A 17643-nucleotide genomic window follows, 5' to 3' on the forward strand; every position below is an offset into this window, starting at 1 on the left:
CTCGCTAATTCAGGAGCCATCGATGAAGACCTTCTCCCTCAGCCAGGTCACCCTGCTGGAGGGCCCCTTCGCACGCGCCGTGAGCACCGACCTCGAGTACGTGCTCGCCCTGGAACCGGACCGGCTCCTCGCGCCGTTCCTGCGCGAAGCGGGCCTGGAGCCACGCGCGGCCTCCTACGGCAACTGGGAGGACAGCGGCCTGGACGGCCACATCGGCGGCCACTGCCTCTCCGCGCTGGCCCTGCTCGCCGCCGCGACCGGCGAGGCCGAACCGCAGCGGCGGCTCGAGTACATGGTCGCCGAGCTGGCGCGGGCCCAGGACGCCCTCGGCACCGGCTACGTGGGCGGCGTCCCGGGCGGTGCGGCCCTGTTCGAGACCCTGCGCGGGGGCGGCGCCGCGGCGGCGACCGCGATCGGCTGGACCGGCGGGCACTGGGTGCCCTGGTACAACCTGCACAAGACCTTCGCCGGCCTCATCGACGCGCACCGCCTGCTCGGCAGCAAGCAGGCGCTCGACGTGGTCGTGCGGCTGGCGGACTGGTGGCTCGGGGTCGCGGCGACCCTCGACGACGAGGCGTTCGAAGCCATGCTCGACACCGAGTTCGGCGGCATGAACGAGGCCTTCGCCGACCTGGCGGCGATCACCGGCCGGGGCGACTACGCCGACATGGCCCGGCGCTTCTCCCACCGCGCGATCCTCGACCCGCTCCTGGAGCGCCGCGATGGCCTCACCGGCCTGCACGCCAACACCCAGATCCCCAAGGCCGTCGGGTACGCGGCGGCTGCCGCCGTCCGCGGCGACGAGGACCTGCTGGAGGCGGCCCGGTACTTCTGGCGCGAGGTCGTCGGGCACCGCACGGTGGCCATCGGCGGCAACAGCGTCCGCGAGCACTTCCACGCCCTCGGCGACTTCACGCCCATGATCGAGGACCGCGAGGGCCCGGAGACCTGCAACACCTACAACATGCTGAAGCTCGCCAAGCACCTGGCCGAGTCCGCCTTCGAACCGTCCCTTCTGGACTTCACCGAGCGCGCGGTCTACAACCACCAGCTGGCCTCCCAGCACCCCGAGCGCGGCGGCTTCGTGTACTTCACCCCGATGCGCCCGCGCCACTACCGGGTCTACTCGCAGCCCGACCTCGGCATGTGGTGCTGCGTGGGCACCGGCATCGAGGCCCAGGCCAAGTACGGCGAGTTCGTCTTCGGCGAGCACGAGGGCGCCCTGGCGGTCAACCTGTACCTCCCGGCCGAACTGGACGCGCCCGAGTTCGGCGGCCGGTTCCGCCTGGAGACCGCGTTCCCGGCGGACGAGCACATCGGACTCACGCTCGACCTCGAGGCGCCGCGCGCGTTCGCGCTGCGGCTGCGCGTCCCCGACTGGAGCGACGGCCTCGAAGGGCTCACGGTCAACGGCGACCCGGTCGAGGCCGCCGCAGTCCCCGGTGCCGTCGTCCTGGAACGGGAATGGCTGCCGGGCGACACGGTGGCGTTCCGCCTGCCGCTGCGCCTGCGCGCCGAGCGGCTGCCCGACGGCTCGCCGTGGCAGGCGTACTTCGCCGGGCCCGTCCTGCTGGCCTCCCGCGACGGCGCCCACCACCTCGACGGGCTCGAGGCCGACGACAGCCGCATGGGGCACGTCGCGCACGGCCCGCTGCTCGGCTTCGCCGACCTCCCGGTCATCGCGGACGCGCCCGCCGAAGACGTGCTCACCCGCGAAGCGCCCCTGCGCTACCGGCTGGCCTTCGCCGATCCGGCGGGCTCGATCGAGCTGGTGCCGTTCCACGAGGTCCACGACACCCGCTACACCGTCTACTGGCCCGTGGCCGCCGCCGACCGGACGGCCGAGCGCCGCGCCGAACTGCTCGCGGCCGACAGCGAGTCGCTCACGCTCGACGCCATGACGGTGGACAAAGTCGCGTTCGGCGAGCAGCAGCCCGAGAGCGACCACGGCTTCCGCGGCGAGGCTACCGAGGTCGCCGTGGACGCGCAGGGCCGCCGCGCCCGCGCCACCGCCGCCCGGATGTCCGTGGGGCTCAACGACCCCGGCCGCACCGGCCGCACCCTCCGCGTCGGATACCGCCACGCGGGCGGTGCCACCGGCGTCACGGTGACACTGGACGGCGAGCTGGTCGCCGCCGAGTCCTGGGAGGGCGAGCACGGTGCCTTCGAGGTCGACTACGCCCTGCCTGCGGAGTCCGGGCCCGGCGCTGCGGTCCGCGAACTCGAGTTCACCGCCCCGGAAGGCGGTTCGACGCCGGGCGTGACCATGGTGCGGCTGCTGCGCTGACCCGAGTCCACTGACGACAGAAGGCCCGTCCGGTCGAACCGGACGGGCCTGAGTCCTCTCCTAGCGCACTGCGGCCTCGTCCCGGCCCGACCAGTAGCCGCCGTCGGGGTAGCTGAACTCCTCGATCGAGGCGGTGTACATCTCGGCCGAGTAACCGGGCCGGGACGGCAGCAGGTAGTTGCCGTTCTCGACCAGGCACGGGTCGGTGAAGTGCTCATGGAGGTGGTCCACGTACTCGGTCACCCTGTCCTCCAACGTGCCCGAGACGGCCACGTAGTCGAAGATCGACAGGTGCTGCACCAGCTCGCACAGGCCCACGCCGCCCGCGTGCGGGCACACCGGCACGCCGAACTTGGCGGCCATCAGGTACACGGCGATGATCTCGTTGACGCTGGCCAGCCGCGCCGAGTCGAGCTGCAGGTAGTCGAGCGCCTCGGCCTGCAGCATCTGCTTGAACAGGACCCGGTTCATGCCGTGCTCGCCGGTCGCGACGCCGATCGGCGCCACCGCGCGGCGCACGGCCGCGTGCCCGAGCACGTCGTCAGGGCTCGTCGGCTCCTCGATCCAGTGCGGCTCGAACTCGGCCAGCGCCTTGACCCAGTCGATGGCCTCCGGCACGTCCCACACCTGGTTGGCGTCGATCATGAGCTTGGCGTCCCAGCCGATGACCTCGCGGGCGATCCGCAGGCGGCGGCGGTCCTCCTCGAGGTCGGCCCCGACCTTGAGCTTGACGTGGCGGTAGCCCTGGTCGACGGCCTCCTGGAGGAGCCGGCGCAGCTTGTCGTCGCTGTAGCCGAGCCAGCCGGCGCTGGTGGTGTAGCACGGGTAGCCGCCGCGGGCCTCGAGCTCGGCGATGCGCCGGCCGCGCGTGTCGTACTGGTCGCGCAGGAGCTCCAGGGCCTCTTCGCGGGTGAGGGCGTCCGAGAGGTAGCGCAGGTCGGCGGCGTCCACGAGCTGCTCGGGGGTCATGTCGGCGAGCAGGCGCCACAGCGGCTTGCCCGCGGCGCGGGCGGTGAGGTCCCATACGGCGTTCATGACCGCGGCGAGTGCGATGTGGACGACGCCCTTCTCCGGTCCGAGCCAGCGGTACTGCGAGTCGGACTGGAGTTCGCGGTAGAGCGCGCCGGGGTCGTTCACCACGGTCTCCAGGTCGCGGCCGATGAGCCTGACGGCCCAGTGGAGGGCGGCGGCGGTGACGATGTCGTTGCCGCGTCCGATGGTGAAGGTGAAGCCGTACCCGGTGAGATCGGGGTCGTCGGTCCGGACGATGACGTAGGCGGCGGAGTAGTCGCCGTCCTTGTTCATCGCGTCCGAGCCGTCGAGGGTCTGCGAGGTGGGGAAGCGGACATCGTGAGCCTCGACGGCCTCGATGGTGGTCATGCGGTGGTCCTCAGGTGCTGGTCGGGTGGTCTGCGGCGGGGCGGTGCGCGGCGCGGCCGTGCCGGAGGGGGGCGGGCCCGCGCCGTTTGCGCAAACGATTGATCAGGCGTTGACCTTATCCGGGGTCGCCGCCCGGCGCAAGGGGGAGGAGCGTCAGGCGCGCGGCGGCGCGGTCGACTCGCGGGTGATGAGCACCGGCTCGGGGTCCTCCACGGACAGGTGCTCGACGGGGCCGCCGTCGACGACCCGCGCGAGGGCGGCGGCCGCGGTGCGCCCGAGCTCGTAGAGCGGCAGCTGCACGCAGGTGAGCGGCGGCCACGTGTGCCCGGCCGTCCACGCGTCGTGGACCGCGACCACCGAGAGCTCCGCGGGCACGCCCAGTCCCTGCGCCCGCGCCTGGGCGAGCACCCCGACCGCGGCGTTGACGTTCGCGGCCACGATCGCCGTGGGCCGCTGCGGGAGTGCGAGCAGCTCCGCGGTGGAGGCCCGCCCGTCCGGCTCCCGGTACCCGCGCCAGGTGACCAGGCCCGGGTCCCGCGCGATCCCGGCCGCCTCCAGCGCCTCGGCGTACCCCGCCGCGCGGCGCTGCGCGGTCGGCGAACCGGCGAGCCCTCCGGCGAAGCCGATCCGGCGGTGCCCCAGCGCGATCAGGTGCTCGGTGGCCCGGCGCGCCGCGAGCGCGTCCGGCACGACCACCGAGCTCGCCCCGGGGAGCCGCTGGTGGATCGTGACCAGCGGCGCGCGCTCGCCCACGGACTGCGCCAGCTCCTCGGGGTCGGTGCCGTCGCGCGGCTGGAGCACGATGCCGTCCACCCGGCCCTCGCCCACGAGCCGGTCGAACATGGCGCCGCCCGGGTGCATGTCCTCGCTGCGGGCCAGCAGCATGACGCAGCCGCGCGCGACCGCCTCGTCCTCCACGCCGCGGGTCAGATCGGCGAACAGCGAGTTCGTGACGTCGGGGACGATGAGCGCGATGACATCGGTGCGCGCGAGTTTGAGCGCGCGGCCCGCGAAGTTCGGGTGGTACCCGACCTCCCCGGCCGCCTTGCGCACCCGCTCCCGGGTCGCCTCGCTGACCCGGGCCGTCGGGTCGCCCGAGAGCACCCTGGAGACCGCCGACACCGAGACGCCCGCCCGGGCCGCCACATCGCTGAGTTTCGCCACGGCTCCAGTATCGCCTATCCCCGCCGCGGCTGAGCAAACGATTGCGCATTCGCGGGATGTGTGCGATCCTCATCGGCGACCGACCCGCACCCCGTCCCCCGAGGAGGCAGCCGTGCCCGCCGCACACTACGCAGGAAACCGGACCATGACCGTGGTGGACGCCGAACCGGCTCCGCCGGGCCCGGGCCAAGTCCAGATCAACGTCGCCTACAACGGCATCTGCGGCACCGACCTGCACATCCTCAGCGGCCACATGGACGCCCGCGTCGACGTCCCGGCCGTCATCGGCCACGAGATGAGCGGCACCATCGCCGCCCTCGGCGAGGGCGTCGAAGGCTGGGCCGCCGGCGACCCCGTCACCGTCATGCCCCTCGCCTGGGACGGCACCTGCCCCGCCTGCCTCGCCGGGAACTCGCACATCTGCCAGAACCTCGACTTCGTCGGCATCGACTCGCCCGGCGCCCTCCAGGCCAGCTGGAACGTCGACGCCGGCCTGCTCGTGCGCCTCCCCGCGACCCTCTCGCTCCAGCACGCGGCCCTCGTCGAGCCCACCGCCGTCGCCGTCCACGACGTGCGCCGCTCCGAACTCGAGGCCGGCCAGAAGGCCGTCGTCATCGGCGGCGGCCCCATCGGCGTCCTCATCGCCGCCGTCGCCCGCTCCTTCGGCGGCGACGTCGTCGTGATCGAACTCGATCCGAAGCGCCGCAAGGCCATCGCCGACCTCGGCCACACCGTCCTCGACCCCCGCGACGACACCGTGGCCTGGGTCGAGGAGTGGACCGGCGGCGCGGGCGCCGACGTCGTCTTCGAGGTCTCCGGCGCGGCCGCCGCCGTCCTCGGCGCCGTCGACTACGCCAAAGTGCGCGGCACCCTCGTCGTCGTCGCGATCCACCCCGAACCCCGCCCGGTGAACCTCCAGCGCGTCTTCTGGCGCGAACTGCGCCTCCTCGGCGCCCGCGTCTACCAGCGCGACGACTTCGACACCGCCGTCGCGCTCCTGGACACCGGCGCGATCCCCGCCGACGCCCTCATCACCAAGACCGTCCCCCTGCGCGACATCCAGGCCGCCTTCGACGCCCTCACCGGCGGCGAGGCCATGAAGATCCTCATCGACGTCCAAGCCGACAGCGCCTCCAAGGACAGTGAGTGACCATGACCCTCTTCGACCTCACCGGCCGCCTCGCCGTCGTCACCGGCGCCAAGCGCGGCATCGGCTTCGCCATGGCCGAGGCCCTCGCCGCCGCCGGAGCGGACGTCATCGGCGTCAGCGCCACCATCGAACCCGAAGGCTCCGCCATCGAAGCGCGGGTCAAGGAGCTCGGCCGCACCTTCCGCGCGATCCGCGCCGACTTCAACGACCCCGAGCAGGTCGCCGAACTCGCCGACACCCTCGCCGCCGAACCGGTCGACGTCCTCGTCAACAACGCCGGCACGATCCGCCGCGCCCCCGCCGCCGAGCACCCCGACGCGTACTGGGACGAGGTCCTCCAGGTCAACCTCACCAGCCAGTTCGCGCTCACCCGCGCCGTCGGCCGCACCATGCTCGAACGCGGTAGGGGAAAGGTCGTCTTCACCGCCTCGCTGCTGAGCTTCCAGGGCGGCATCAACGTGCCCGGCTACGCGGCGGCCAAATCCGGCATCGCCGGCCTCACCCGCGCGCTGGCCAACGAGTGGTCGGCCCGCGGCGTCACCGTGAACGCGATCGCCCCCGGCTACATCGCCACGGACAACACCCAAGCGCTGCAAGACGATCCGGACCGCTCGAAGGCGATCCTCGAACGCATCCCCGCCGGGCGCTGGGGCAGGCCGGGCGACCTCGCGGGCGTGACGGTGTTCCTCGCCAGCGCCGCCTCCGACTACGTCTCGGGCGCGGTCATCCCAGTGGACGGCGGCTGGCTCGGCCGCTAGCGACGCGGACGGCCGCCTCGCGGCGGCCGTTTAGCGGATACCGAGGAAATACTCCGGCACGGCGCCCGAATCGCCCCGCCGCGTTGTGGGGACCCGACAATCCGCGCCCGATTCGCCCGATCACGGGTTTGACACGGGCGCGAGACTCTCCGTATGGAAAGCAGCGCAAGGAAACCGAAGCCCCGACGTGTCGACGCCGGGTTGAATCTGGCGATCACCGCGGCCACCGTCGGGTGGCTCGGCGTGAGCCTGGCATTGTTCCTGTGGGGTTTCGACATCGACTTCTCGGGCGATCCCGTGTCGCCCGAGCGGCAGGCCGCGCTCGACAACCGCGAGCGGCTGCGCATCATCGCGTTCGCGGGCGGCCCCGTCCTCATCGCCGTGTTCGCGGTCGTCGTCGAGCGGCCCCGGACCGCCTTGGTCTACATCCTGATCGCGCTCGTCCTCTTGTGCGCGAACGTGTCCCAGGAGCGGGTGCGGCACCTCTTCGTGCCGCCGTCGGTCGAGGTCGAGGACCCCGGCACGGACCACTGCGTCCCGATCAGCGGCTCGGACCGCACCTGCCCCGGGGGATGAGCGCTACTCGAAGGCGATGCGCAGGATGCGGTCGTCGTCGGGGCCGGGGTCGCCGCGGCCGTCCGTGTTGTTGGTCAGGACCCACAGCGCCCCGTCGGGGGCGGTCACGACGTCCCGGAGGCGGCCGTACTCCTCTACATAGTGTTCGACCGACGTGCCGGGGTCGTCGAGGGGGACGGCGCGCAGGCGCCGTCCGCGGAGGTTCGCGATGTAGGCGGTGCCGCCCGCGATCGCCATGCCCGAGGGGCTGGCGTCGTCCGGGCTCCACTGCTGGACTGGGTCGGCGTACTCCCCGTTGCCGGCGATGCCCTCGACCTCGGGCCAGCCGTAGTTCGCGCCGGCCTCGATCGTGTTGAGCTCGTCCCAGGTGTCCTGCCCGAACTCGGCGGCCCACATGGTGCCGTCCTCGTCCCACGCGATGCCCTGGGGGTTGCGGTGGCCCCACGTGTAGACGAGCGAGCCGGGGAACGGGTTGTCGTCCGGGACGGCGCCGTCAGGGGTCATGCGCAGGATCTTGCCCGCCAGCGATTCGCGGTCCTGGGCGTTGCCGGGGTCCCCGGCGTCTCCGGCGGTGGCGTAGAGCATCCCGTCGGGTCCGAACGCGATGCGCCCGCCGTTGTGGTTGCCCGCCGAGGGGATGCCGGACAGTATCTCTTGCGGTGCACCGAGGGCCAGCGCGCCTGCGGTGCCTTCGAGCGCGAACCGCTCGATCCGGTTCCCGTCCGAGGCGGTGAAGTACGCGTACAGGAACCCCTCGCGCACCGCGAGCCCGAGCAGCCCGCCCTCGCCGCCCCCGGCCACGCCGTCGACGACGGCGACCTCGCGGGTCGCGCCTTGGGCGTCCAGTTCCAGGACGCGGCCGCTGTCGCGCTCGCTGACGAGCGGCGTGCCCTCGTGGAACGCGATCGACCAGGGCGCCTCAAGCCCGCTCGCGACGACCTCCGGTGCACCGAGCGCGGTCGCGGCGGTGGTCGGCGCCGGCTCGTTGGCCGAAGCCGAGCCCGTGTCCGGATCCGGCTCCTCGTCCGGTGCCGCCGTGCAGGCGGCCAGCGGTATCCCGGCGAGCGCGACTCCCGCGTACCGCAGCGTCTGACGTCTGGAGGCCATGGCCCGTCCTTTGCTCTCGTCGCCCGTGCGGGCGCGGTCGTCTCGGAGGTCTCCACTCTAGGTGCGCGCGAACGGTTCCGACAGGCCGCGCGGTGGTTCCCCGGGCCCCGCAGGGCCCGTATGGCCGCCGGGCCGGGGACCGGTCGCTCGGCCTCGGCGGCTCTGCGGGCGCGGCGGCACGCCCGCGGAATCGTCTGACCTTTGAAAGTTCCGGTCGTTTCGGGGTCCCGTCGACGCGTGTTCGACGATGGAGAAGGCTTGCCGGGCAGCGGCGCATTCGACCCTGAAACGACGATCGGGCGCGAAACGCGGGCGTTCCGGAAAAGCGGGGGAGGATCGCCGCCGTGTCCATTCCTGCCTGGGAAAAGTCCGTCCGATCGCTCGGTTTGTAGCCGTTCCTCCGCATTGCTCGAGCCTCCCCGTTGGTTACACACCGTGTTGCATGGGTCACGAAAAGAGATTCATTGACATCACTGCTTGTTCTCACTAAGCTCTGGAAGTTATCGGAAATAGCCCCGAAAGTTTCGATCGTTACGGCAGTGAAATCTTGCCCGCCGGAGTGGACGGAGGGGCGGACTGTTTGGTCCATCTCAAGGAGGAGAGTCATGTCAGGTGTGTTCGGGCGTTCGCCCATCGGAGCCACCCGCCGCGGAGTCATCGGATTCTCGCTGGCCGCGTCGAGCATGGCCGCGCTCGCGGCGTGCAGTGACGACGGCGGCAGCGACGAGATCGACGTCGAGGCGCAGTCCAAGGGCGCGATGGAGAATTTCGCCGCTGACACCCAGTTCACGGCTACGGAGCCCTTCAACCTCTCGGTGCTCTGGACGGATTGGCCCGACCTTCCCATCACCGACAAGTGGGAGTTCTTCAAGGAGATCGAGAAGCGCACCAAGGTCACGATCGACGTCACGAACATCCCGTTCAGCGACGCGACCGAGAAGCGCAGTCTCCTGATCAGCGCCGGTGACGCCCCCACGGTGATCCCGCTGGTCTACACCGGTGAGGAGAACTCGTTCGTCTCCTCGGGCGCGATCCTGCCCATGAGCGACTACGTCGAGCACATGCCCAACTTCCAGAAGTACGTGGAGGAGTGGGACCTCGCGGACATGATCGACAACCTCAAGCAGGCCGACGGCAAGTACTACATGCTGCCGGGCCTCCAGGAGGTGTCGGTGCCCGTGTTCACCCTCGTCATCCGCAAGGACGTCTTCGAGACCGTCGCCGGCGGCATCCCCCAGACCTGGGACGAGATGCGCGAGGCCCTGGTCAAGATCAAGGCCGAGTACCCCGACTCCAAGCCGCTCGCGGACGGCTTCGAGGGCGCCTCGATGCTCAACTACGCCGCGCACGCGTTCGGCGCGCAGGCCGGCTGGGGCTTCGGCAGCGGCATGATCGACGACGGCTCCGGCAACCTGGTGTACACCGCCGCGACCGAGGGCTACAAGCAGATGGTCGAGTTCTTCCGCGGCCTCGTCGAGGACGGCCTGCTCGACACCGACTCGATGACCGCGGCGAACGACGGCACCGGCGGCGGCAGCGTCACCGAGAAGGTCGCGGCCAACCTCGTGTTCGCGGCCTCCGGCTCGGCCGGCACCGCCATCGAGTTCGCGACGGCCCTCAACGAGACCGTGGGCGAGGGCAACTACGAGATCCTGCAGATCGCCCCTCCCGGCGGTCCTGCCGGCCAGATCTGCGAGCCGCGCAACTTCTGGAACGGCTTCATGCTGAACGCGGAGATCGCCGACTCCGAGAACTTCGTCGCGATTCTGCAGTTCCTCGACTGGTTGTACTACAACCAGGAGGCCCGCGAGCTGCTCCGCTGGGGCGTGCTCGACCAGACCTACACCAAGGACGCCTCCGGCAAGATCACCCTCAAGCCCGAGTTCCGCCTCGACGCCTACGGCATCAACCCCGGTGCGCCGACCGACATCCAGAAGGACCTCGGCTGGTCGAACGCGGTGTTCGCCGACTCGACCGAGTCCCGGGCGCTCAAGGAGTCCTACAACTCCCCGACCTTCGTGGAGTACATCGACTCCGTGCTCTCCACCCGCACGCCTCGCGACCCGAACCCGCCGGCCCCGCTCGACGAGATGGAGCTGGAGCAGGCCTCGCTCCAGGCCACCCCGCTGAAGGACACCGTGGACACCGCCACGCTGCAGTTCATCCTGGGCGACCGCGACATCGCCGAATGGGACGCCTACGTCGGCGAGCTCGAGGCCGCCGGTCTCCAGACCTACGTCGACCTCATCAACACCGCCCGCCAGCGCTTCGAGGAGGAGAACTCCTAGTCCGCCTGCCGGGGTGCGGCCGGTGAGCACGGCTTCGCCGAGCTCGCAGACCAGCCGCTCTACCCCGGTGCGGACGGGAGGGAGTGCCTATGTCCCTCACTCAAGACGAGCAGTCCCCGCGGGCCGAGGCCCGCGGGGGCGCCGCGGCGCCCCCGGCGCCGCCGCGCCCGCCTGCGGCGAAGCCGAAGGCGCGACCCCGCAAGCGCAAGCTGAGCTGGAAGACCGCGTTCAAGCGCGACTGGCAGCTCTACACCATGGCGATCGTGCCGCTGATCTTCTTCGTGATCTTCAAGTACGGCCCCATGCTCGGCAACGTCATCGCGTTCCGGAGGTTCCGCCCCGGCGGCAGCATCTTCGGCGACGAATGGGTCGGCGTGCGCTACATCGAGATGTTCATCAACGACCCGTCGTTCTGGCACGTCTTCACGAACACGGTGATCCTGGGCGCTCTCACCATGGTGGTCTGCTTCCCGCTCCCGATCGTGCTGGCGCTCCTGCTGAACGAGGTGCGGCAGCAGTACTTCAAGAAGCTCGTGCAGTCGATCTCGTATCTGCCGCACTTCCTGTCGATCGTCATCATCGTCGGCATGGTCATGCAGATCCTGTCGCTGGAGGGCACGGCGAACCAGATCGTCCGCGCCTTCGGCGCCGAGGAGATCCCGTTCCTGCAGCGCGCCGAGTGGTTCCGCTTCATCTACGTGGGCTCCGAAGTGTGGCAGACCATCGGCTGGGGCACGATCCTCTATCTGGCGGCGCTCACCTCGATCGACGACTCCCTGTACGAGGCGGCGAAGATCGACGGCGCGGGCCGGTGGCGGCAGACCTGGCACGTCACGCTGCCGGGCATCCGGCCGACGATGGTCACGTTGCTGATCCTCAACATCGGCATGTTCCTCAACGTGGGCTTCGAGAAGGTCTTCCTGCTCTACAACCCGCTGACGTACGAGACGGCCGACGTCATCTCGACCTACCTCTACCGGGTCGGCCTGGTGTCGAACAACCTCAGTTACGCGACCGCCATCGGCCTGTTCCAGGCGCTGATCGGTCTCGTGATGGTGCTTTCCGCGAACCTGATCTCGCGGCGGACGACGGGAACGAGCCTGTGGTGACCGATATTCGCACGCCCGACCTCGCGTCGGTGAAACCGCGGACGACGCATCGGACGAGGGGCGAGCGCGTCTTCGGCGCGTTCAACGCGACCTTCCTCATCCTGCTGTGCCTGGGGATGCTGTACCCGTTCATCACGGTGCTCGCGCAGTCGTTCAGCTCCTCCGGGGCGATCAAGGCCGGCCAGGTGAACTTCCTGCCTGTCGACTTCAATGTGGACACCTATGCGATCGTGATGTCGGACGGCATCTTCTGGCGCAACTACGGCAACACGGTGCTGTACACGGTGGTCGGCACCATCATCGCGATGGTCCTGACCACGACCTACGCGTTCGTGCTGTCGAAGCCGCACCTGAAGGGCCGCAAGGTCCTCATCGGCATTGCGGTGTTCACGATGTTCTTCAACGGCGGCCTTGTGCCGAACTACGTGCTGATCTCGGCGCTGGGCATGAAGAACACCATGTGGGCGCTGGTGCTCCCGGGCGCGATCTCGGTGTTCAACCTGCTGGTGATGAAGGCGTTCTTCGAGAACCTGCCGAAGGAGCTCGAGGAGGCCGCGCAGATCGACGGGCTCGGCTGGTACGGCATCTTCGGCCGGATCGTGCTGCCGTTGTCGAAGGCCGTGATCGCCACGATGGTGCTGTTCTACTCGGTCGCGTTCTGGAACGACTGGTTCGCCGCGTTCCTGTACCTCGACAAGAGCGAGCTGTTCCCCATCACGCTGTACCTGCGCAACCTCATCGCGGGCGCTTCGACCACGGCGTCCGAAGGGGCGGCGGCCGCGGGCAGCACGACCGCGCAGGTCTCGGCGAACATCCAGGCGGTGACGATGATCCTCACCGTCATCCCGATCCTGACCATCTACCCCTTCGTCCAGCGGTACTTCGTGTCGGGCGTCATGCTTGGATCGGTCAAGGGCTAGTGAGCGCAAGGGAAGGGGCGGCAGCATGAGCACGCAGCAGCAGGCGGACGAGATCGGACCGGGAGTGCTCTCCCGGTTCACCGCCGCGGTCTACCGCTTCCTCGTCCTCGGGGTGTTCCTCGCGGTCGCGGGGGTGCCGACGCTGCTGATGTGGGTGCTGCTCGCCCCTGCCCCCGGCAATGTCATCTGGTTCGTCGCCGCGCTCCTGCCGCTGGCGCCCGCGTTCTCGGCGGCGCTCTACGCGCAGCGGGCGTGGGCGGACGAGCCGGACCTCAGCCCCGCGAAGCCGCTCTTCCGCGGCCTCAAGATGAACCTGCGGGACACGCTTGCCTGGTGGGCGCCGGTGCTCGCCCTCGCCACGGTGCTCTCGGTGAACGTGCTGTTCGCCGGGCAGGTCGCCGGCGGCGGCATCCTGCGGCCGGTGTGCATCGTGCTCCTGGTGATGCTCGCCGTGTGGGCGGGGCACCTGCTCGTGGTGACCTCGTTCTTCTCGTTCCGCTTCCGCGACGTGCTGCGGGTGGCGGCGGCGGAGTTCTTCCTCTCCTGGAAGTCCTCCCTCGGCTTCCTCTCGCTGCTCATCGTGGCCACCGCCGCGGTGGTCGTGAGCTCCGAAGGACTGCTGCTCGTGCTCGGCTGGGCCTTCGCGGCCCTGATGTGGCTCGTGGTGCGACCGGTCGTCGCCGACATCACCAGGCGCTTCACCGCGCACGACTGACCCTCTGAGACGACCCCTAGCCGCGCGGCTCCTTGACCAGTTCGAGGAGGTGCGCGGCGGGGGAGTCCGCGCGGTCCCGCCCCGACGACACCGCCGAGACCGTCCATTCGGGAGCGTCCTCCGCCGCGATCGGCAGGGCCCGCAACCCGCTCGCCTGCGGCTTCGCGGCCACATGCCGCGGCACCACCGCGATGCCCAGCCCCCTGCACACCAGGTCCAGCAGTGTGTGGACGTCGTTGACCGAGCAGCGCACGCGCCGGTGCACGCCCCGCGCGGCGAACGCCTCGTCGTTCAGCGTCCGCACCCCCCACGCCGGCCCGAAGTCGATGAACGCCTCCTCCGCCAGCGCCTCCCAGCGCACGGAGGCGCGGGTCGCGAGCGGATGGTCCGGCGGCAGCAGCGCCAGCAGCGGCTCCCGGCCGATCTCCAGGCGCGGCAGGCCGCTCAGGTGCCGCTCCGTCGCGACGAACGCGACGTCGAGCTCACCGGCCCGCAGCAGTCCCAGCAGGTCGTGCGAACCGGACTGCACGAAGTGCGTCTCCACCCGCGGGTGGCGCCGGTGGAAGCGGTCGAGCAGGGCCGCGATGTCGACCAGCCCGAGGCACTGCTCCGCGCCGATCCGCAGCGACCCGGCGAGGTCGCGGCTGGCCTTGACGACCGCGTCGCGCGCGCCCGCCGCCTGCTCCAGCATCGCCCTCGCGTACGGCAGCAGCGCGAACCCGGCCTCGGTCGGCTCGACCCGCCGGGTGGTCCGGATGAACAGGCTCGTGCCCAGCTCCTCCTCGAGCCCCCGGATCGCGGCCGACAGGCCCGACTGCGAGATGCCCGTCAGCTCGGCGGCGCGAGTGAAGTGCCTCTCATCCGCTAGCGCGACCAGGTACTCCATCTGCCGCAGTTCCATGAACGATGCCCCGCGCTTCTCAATCCCATGATCAACAGTTGTTGGACTTCTAGATTACCGGTCCCTAGCATGAGCGGGGCGGGCCCGCCTCGGGCGCCGCGTTCCAGCTCCGGCGAGGAGAGACCGATGAAGACCTTCACCATGCCAGGCACCGACATCACCGCACCGAACGTGGTGCTCGGGCTGATGCGCATCCAGGACAAGACCGACGAGGAGGTGCGCACCCTCCTGAGCACCGCGATCGACGCGGGGATCACCTTCCTGGACCACGCCGACCTCTACGGCAGCGGCCGCCACGGCTGCGAGCGCCGCTTCGCCGAGGCCATGAAGCTGACCCCGGCCGAGCGCGAGCGCCTGGTCATCCAGACCAAGACCGGCATCATGCACCCCGGCCCGTACTTCGACTTCTCGTACGAGCACATCGTCGAGTCCGTCGACGAGTCGCTGGCCGCGCTGGACACCGACTACCTCGACATCCTGCTGCTGCACCGCCCGGACGCCCTCGTGGAGCCCGAGGAGGTCGCCCGCGCGTTCGACGACCTCGCCGCCGCCGGGAAGGTCCGCGCGTTCGGCGTCTCGAACCACACGGCCCGCCAGATGGACCTGCTGCGCAAGTACGTGAACCAGCCGCTCGTGGCGAACCAGGTGCAGCTCTCGATCACCCACGCGCCCTTGATCGCCCAGGGCGTGGCCGCGAACATGCAGGGCCTCGACCAGTCGGTGGCGCGCGACGACGGCATCGTCGACTACTGCCGCCTGCACGGCATCACGATCCAGGCGTGGTCGCCGTTCCAGGCCGGCTTCTTCGACGGCCCGTTCATCGGCTCGGAGCGCTACCCGGAGCTGAACGCCGTGATCGACCGGCTCGCCGCGAAGTACGACGTGCCGCCGATCGCGATCGCCGTCGCCTGGATCACCCGCCACCCGGCGCAGATGCAGGTCGTCATCGGGACCACCAACCCCGAGCGCGTGGCCGCCTCGGCCCTGGGCTCGGACATTCCGCTGACCCGCCCCGAATGGTACGAACTCGTGCGCGCGGCCGGGTACACCGTCCCGTAGCATCCATTTAGGAATTGTGGCCGGTTTGTAGACTGGGCGGGTTTCGGTGACCCGCCCAGGACAAGGACGCCAATGACCGCACCAGTGCCCGGCCCGAGGGCGCTCGTAACGTACATCCGCACCGGCGGCCGCGAGGCCCGCATCGCCTACCGCGACCTGCCGGAGAAGGAGCGGTTCGCCTACCACGCCCTGGTGCGCCGCGTGTTCGAGACCGCGCTCGCGCACCACTTCGGCAGGCACCCGTCCCGGGAGCAGGTGCTCGAACTGGTCGAGCGCGTCGGCGACCGACACCCGCAGTACGCGGGCGGCGTCAGACGCGTCGTTCGCTCCACTGCAGAAGGAACCTCCAGCGGCGGCATGAGCGTGCGCCAGGTGCTCACCGCGCAGCACCTCGTCATCCGCGAGATCGCCAAGCTCCACCCGGCCTTCCTGGACCGGGCCGACGAGATCGTGGAGCCGACCGCCGAGTTCACCGGCACCGACCCGCACCACGCCGTGAAGGTGACGATCAACCTCGACGGGACGCTGCGCGAACTCGAACTCCTCCGCGGGGTCGAGCGCATCGGCGGCCGGACGCTCGGCATGTGCCTCGTCCGCGCCTGGGTGGCGGCCGAGAAGCAGCGCTGGCGCCGCGCGAAGGAGCTCGGCCAGTACGACGACTTCCCCGAGATCGGATCGGGCAAGGGCAGGGGCGACGCCTATCGGCGCGAGGCGTACTCCACCGGCCGGCTCTGCCGCGCCACCGTGGACCGGTACGGCCGCCTGCGCGCCTTCACGTTCATGCGCACCGCCCTCTTCGACGACGGCCGCATGGCCCTCGCCGCCCAGATCCGCGAGGCGGTCAACGCGGCCCAGGCCCCTCTGCGGGTCTCACTCGGACTCCTCGGCGGCTACGGCCTCGACCACCTCGTCGAGGCGGGCTTCGCGGGAGGCCTTGACCAGGACGACGTCGCCGGGGGCGAGGAGTCCGCGGAGACGGCCAACCGCTGATCCGTTGTCGCGCAAAGCGACAGCGCGTGCGCCCGCGCCTTCGGCGATCAGTCGCGCGGTCGCGCCGACCGCGATCACGATGTCGGCCCGTGCCGCGGCGTACCGTCCGATCGCGCGGTGCTCGCTCTCGCTCGCGTCGCCGAGTTCGGCCATGTCGCCGAGGACGGCGATGCGGCGCGACCCCTCGATCGCCGCGAGGGCGTCCAGGGCGGCGCGGGCCGAGTCCGGGTTGGCGTTGTAGGAGTCGTCGAGCAGCACGACCCCGCCGGGGAGGTCGCGCAGTTCCATGCGCCACTTGGAGAGCGCGGCGCCGGCCAGCGCCTTCGCGGACGCCTCCAGCGCAATCCCGGCGGCGAGGCCCGCGGCCGCGGCGGCCGCCGCGTTGCACGCCTGGTGGGCGCCGACGAACGGCAGCGTGAGACGCGTTGCGGCGTCGGCGGTCTGGAGCGTGAACGTGGGCCGGCCGCGCCGGTCCAGCGTCAGGTCGAGGACCCGCACGTCGGCGTGCCCGGCCCGGCCGAACGTGAGGACCGGGCCGTCGGTGAGCGCCCGCATCGCGGCCACGGCCGGATCGTCGGCGTTGAGGACGGCGGTCCCGCCGGGCGCAAGGCCTTGCACGAGTTCGCCTTTGGCCTTCGCGATGGCGCCGCGCGTTCCGAAGTAGCTCAGATGCGCCTGGCCGACGTTGAGGACGACGCCGATGTCCGGCGGCGCCAGCGCTGCGAGCGCGCCGATGTCGCCGACGCGGCGGGCGCCCATCTCCAGAGCGAGGCAGCGGGTGTCGGCGTCCACTCGGAGCATGGTGATCGGCACGCCGAGCTCGTTGTTCATCGAGCCGACCGTGGCGACCGTGGGCGCGGCGCCCGACAAGACGGCCCCGACCAGGTCCTTGGTGCTGGTCTTGCCCTGGGAGCCGGTGACGCCGACGACGACCAGCCTGCTGCGCAGCCGCGCCACGACGTGCGCGGCGAGCGCCTGCAGGGCCGCCTGCGCGTCCGCGACGACGACCGTGGGCAGCGCCGTGGGCCGCGAGCCGAGCACCGCGACCGCACCGGCCTCGCCGGCCTGACCGGCGAAGTCGTGGCCGTCCACGTGCTCGCCGTCGAACGCGACGAAGAGCCCGCCGGGTTCGGCGAGGCGGCCGTCGAGCACGGCCGGGGCGGTCACCGTCACGTCCTCACCGGCGACGGTCCCGCCGGTGATCGCGGCGATCGCACTGAGGCGGAGCGCGATCATGAC

The 17643-nt window shown here is 70.9% G+C and carries 15 protein-coding genes; 10 read left to right on the forward strand and 5 right to left on the reverse strand.

The window, feature by feature from the left end:
• Positions 1-22: 22 nt before the first annotated feature.
• The gene (locus QWI33_RS21470; RefSeq protein ID WP_289958426.1) at positions 23-2287 is read left to right on the forward strand and encodes a glycoside hydrolase family 127 protein; all 2265 of its coding nucleotides are present in this window, start codon (positions 23-25) and stop codon (positions 2285-2287) included.
• Positions 2288-2347: 60 nt separating this feature from the next.
• On the opposite strand, the gene QWI33_RS21475 is transcribed toward QWI33_RS21470, so the two are convergent.
• The gene (locus QWI33_RS21475; RefSeq protein ID WP_289958427.1) at positions 2348-3667 is read right to left on the reverse strand and encodes an L-fuconate dehydratase; all 1320 of its coding nucleotides are present in this window, start codon (positions 3665-3667) and stop codon (positions 2348-2350) included.
• Positions 3668-3820: 153 nt separating this feature from the next.
• Positions 3821-4831 (reverse strand): LacI family DNA-binding transcriptional regulator, encoded by a 1011-nt coding sequence (locus QWI33_RS21480; protein WP_289958428.1) that lies wholly within the window; start codon positions 4829-4831, stop codon positions 3821-3823.
• A 112-nt stretch (positions 4832-4943) separates the two neighbouring features.
• Between QWI33_RS21480 and QWI33_RS21485 the strand changes: the two genes are divergently transcribed.
• The 3 genes from QWI33_RS21485 (at position 4944) to QWI33_RS21495 (ending at position 7315) form a co-directional block, all read left to right on the forward strand.
• Positions 4944-5981: a zinc-dependent alcohol dehydrogenase gene (locus QWI33_RS21485; protein ID WP_289958429.1), complete on the forward strand. Its 1038-nt coding sequence runs from the start codon at positions 4944-4946 to the stop codon at positions 5979-5981.
• Between the two features lie 2 nt (positions 5982-5983).
• A complete protein-coding gene (locus QWI33_RS21490) occupies positions 5984-6739 on the forward strand; it encodes an SDR family oxidoreductase (protein WP_289958708.1) in 756 nt (251 codons plus the stop codon).
• Between the two features lie 153 nt (positions 6740-6892).
• A complete protein-coding gene (locus QWI33_RS21495; RefSeq protein ID WP_289958430.1) occupies positions 6893-7315 on the forward strand; it encodes a hypothetical protein in 423 nt (140 codons plus the stop codon).
• Between the two features lie 3 nt (positions 7316-7318).
• On the opposite strand, the gene QWI33_RS21500 is transcribed toward QWI33_RS21495, so the two are convergent.
• Positions 7319-8422 (reverse strand): PQQ-dependent sugar dehydrogenase, encoded by a 1104-nt coding sequence (locus QWI33_RS21500; protein WP_289958431.1) that lies wholly within the window; start codon positions 8420-8422, stop codon positions 7319-7321.
• A 605-nt stretch (positions 8423-9027) separates the two neighbouring features.
• Here QWI33_RS21500 and QWI33_RS21505 point away from each other — a divergent pair.
• The 4 genes from QWI33_RS21505 to QWI33_RS21520 all read left to right on the forward strand — a co-directional run bounded on the left by QWI33_RS21505 (position 9028) and on the right by QWI33_RS21520 (position 13454).
• Positions 9028-10710: an ABC transporter substrate-binding protein gene (locus tag QWI33_RS21505; RefSeq protein ID WP_289958432.1), complete on the forward strand. Its 1683-nt coding sequence runs from the start codon at positions 9028-9030 to the stop codon at positions 10708-10710.
• A gap of 89 nt (positions 10711-10799) precedes the next feature.
• Positions 10800-11819, forward strand: a complete 1020-nt coding sequence (locus QWI33_RS21510; RefSeq protein WP_289958433.1) for an ABC transporter permease — start codon at positions 10800-10802, stop codon at positions 11817-11819.
• Complete coding sequence (locus QWI33_RS21515; protein ID WP_289958434.1) at positions 11816-12739, forward strand: carbohydrate ABC transporter permease; 924 nt, start codon at positions 11816-11818, stop codon at positions 12737-12739. The genes QWI33_RS21510 and QWI33_RS21515 overlap by 4 nt, the downstream gene beginning before the upstream one ends.
• A 25-nt stretch (positions 12740-12764) precedes the next feature.
• Positions 12765-13454 (forward strand): YesL family protein, encoded by a 690-nt coding sequence (locus tag QWI33_RS21520; protein ID WP_289958435.1) that lies wholly within the window; start codon positions 12765-12767, stop codon positions 13452-13454.
• Positions 13455-13470: 16 nt separating this feature from the next.
• On the opposite strand, the gene QWI33_RS21525 is transcribed toward QWI33_RS21520, so the two are convergent.
• The gene (locus QWI33_RS21525; RefSeq protein ID WP_289958436.1) at positions 13471-14355 is read right to left on the reverse strand and encodes a LysR family transcriptional regulator; all 885 of its coding nucleotides are present in this window, start codon (positions 14353-14355) and stop codon (positions 13471-13473) included.
• Between the two features lie 126 nt (positions 14356-14481).
• Between QWI33_RS21525 and QWI33_RS21530 the strand changes: the two genes are divergently transcribed.
• Together QWI33_RS21530 and QWI33_RS21535 are read left to right on the forward strand one after the other, a co-directional pair.
• Positions 14482-15414 carry an aldo/keto reductase gene (locus QWI33_RS21530; protein WP_289958437.1) on the forward strand — a complete coding sequence of 311 codons (933 nt, stop codon included), beginning with the start codon at positions 14482-14484 and terminating at the stop codon, positions 15412-15414.
• A 72-nt stretch (positions 15415-15486) separates the two neighbouring features.
• Positions 15487-16404, forward strand: a complete 918-nt coding sequence (locus QWI33_RS21535; protein WP_289958438.1) for a hypothetical protein — start codon at positions 15487-15489, stop codon at positions 16402-16404.
• Here QWI33_RS21535 and QWI33_RS21540 read toward each other — a convergent pair.
• The gene (locus QWI33_RS21540) at positions 16285-17640 is read right to left on the reverse strand and encodes a UDP-N-acetylmuramoyl-tripeptide--D-alanyl-D-alanine ligase (RefSeq protein WP_289958439.1); all 1356 of its coding nucleotides are present in this window, start codon (positions 17638-17640) and stop codon (positions 16285-16287) included. The genes QWI33_RS21535 and QWI33_RS21540 overlap by 120 nt on opposite strands.
• Positions 17641-17643 lie beyond the last annotated feature (3 nt).

It is taken from the genome of Glycomyces tritici (assembly GCF_030403505.1).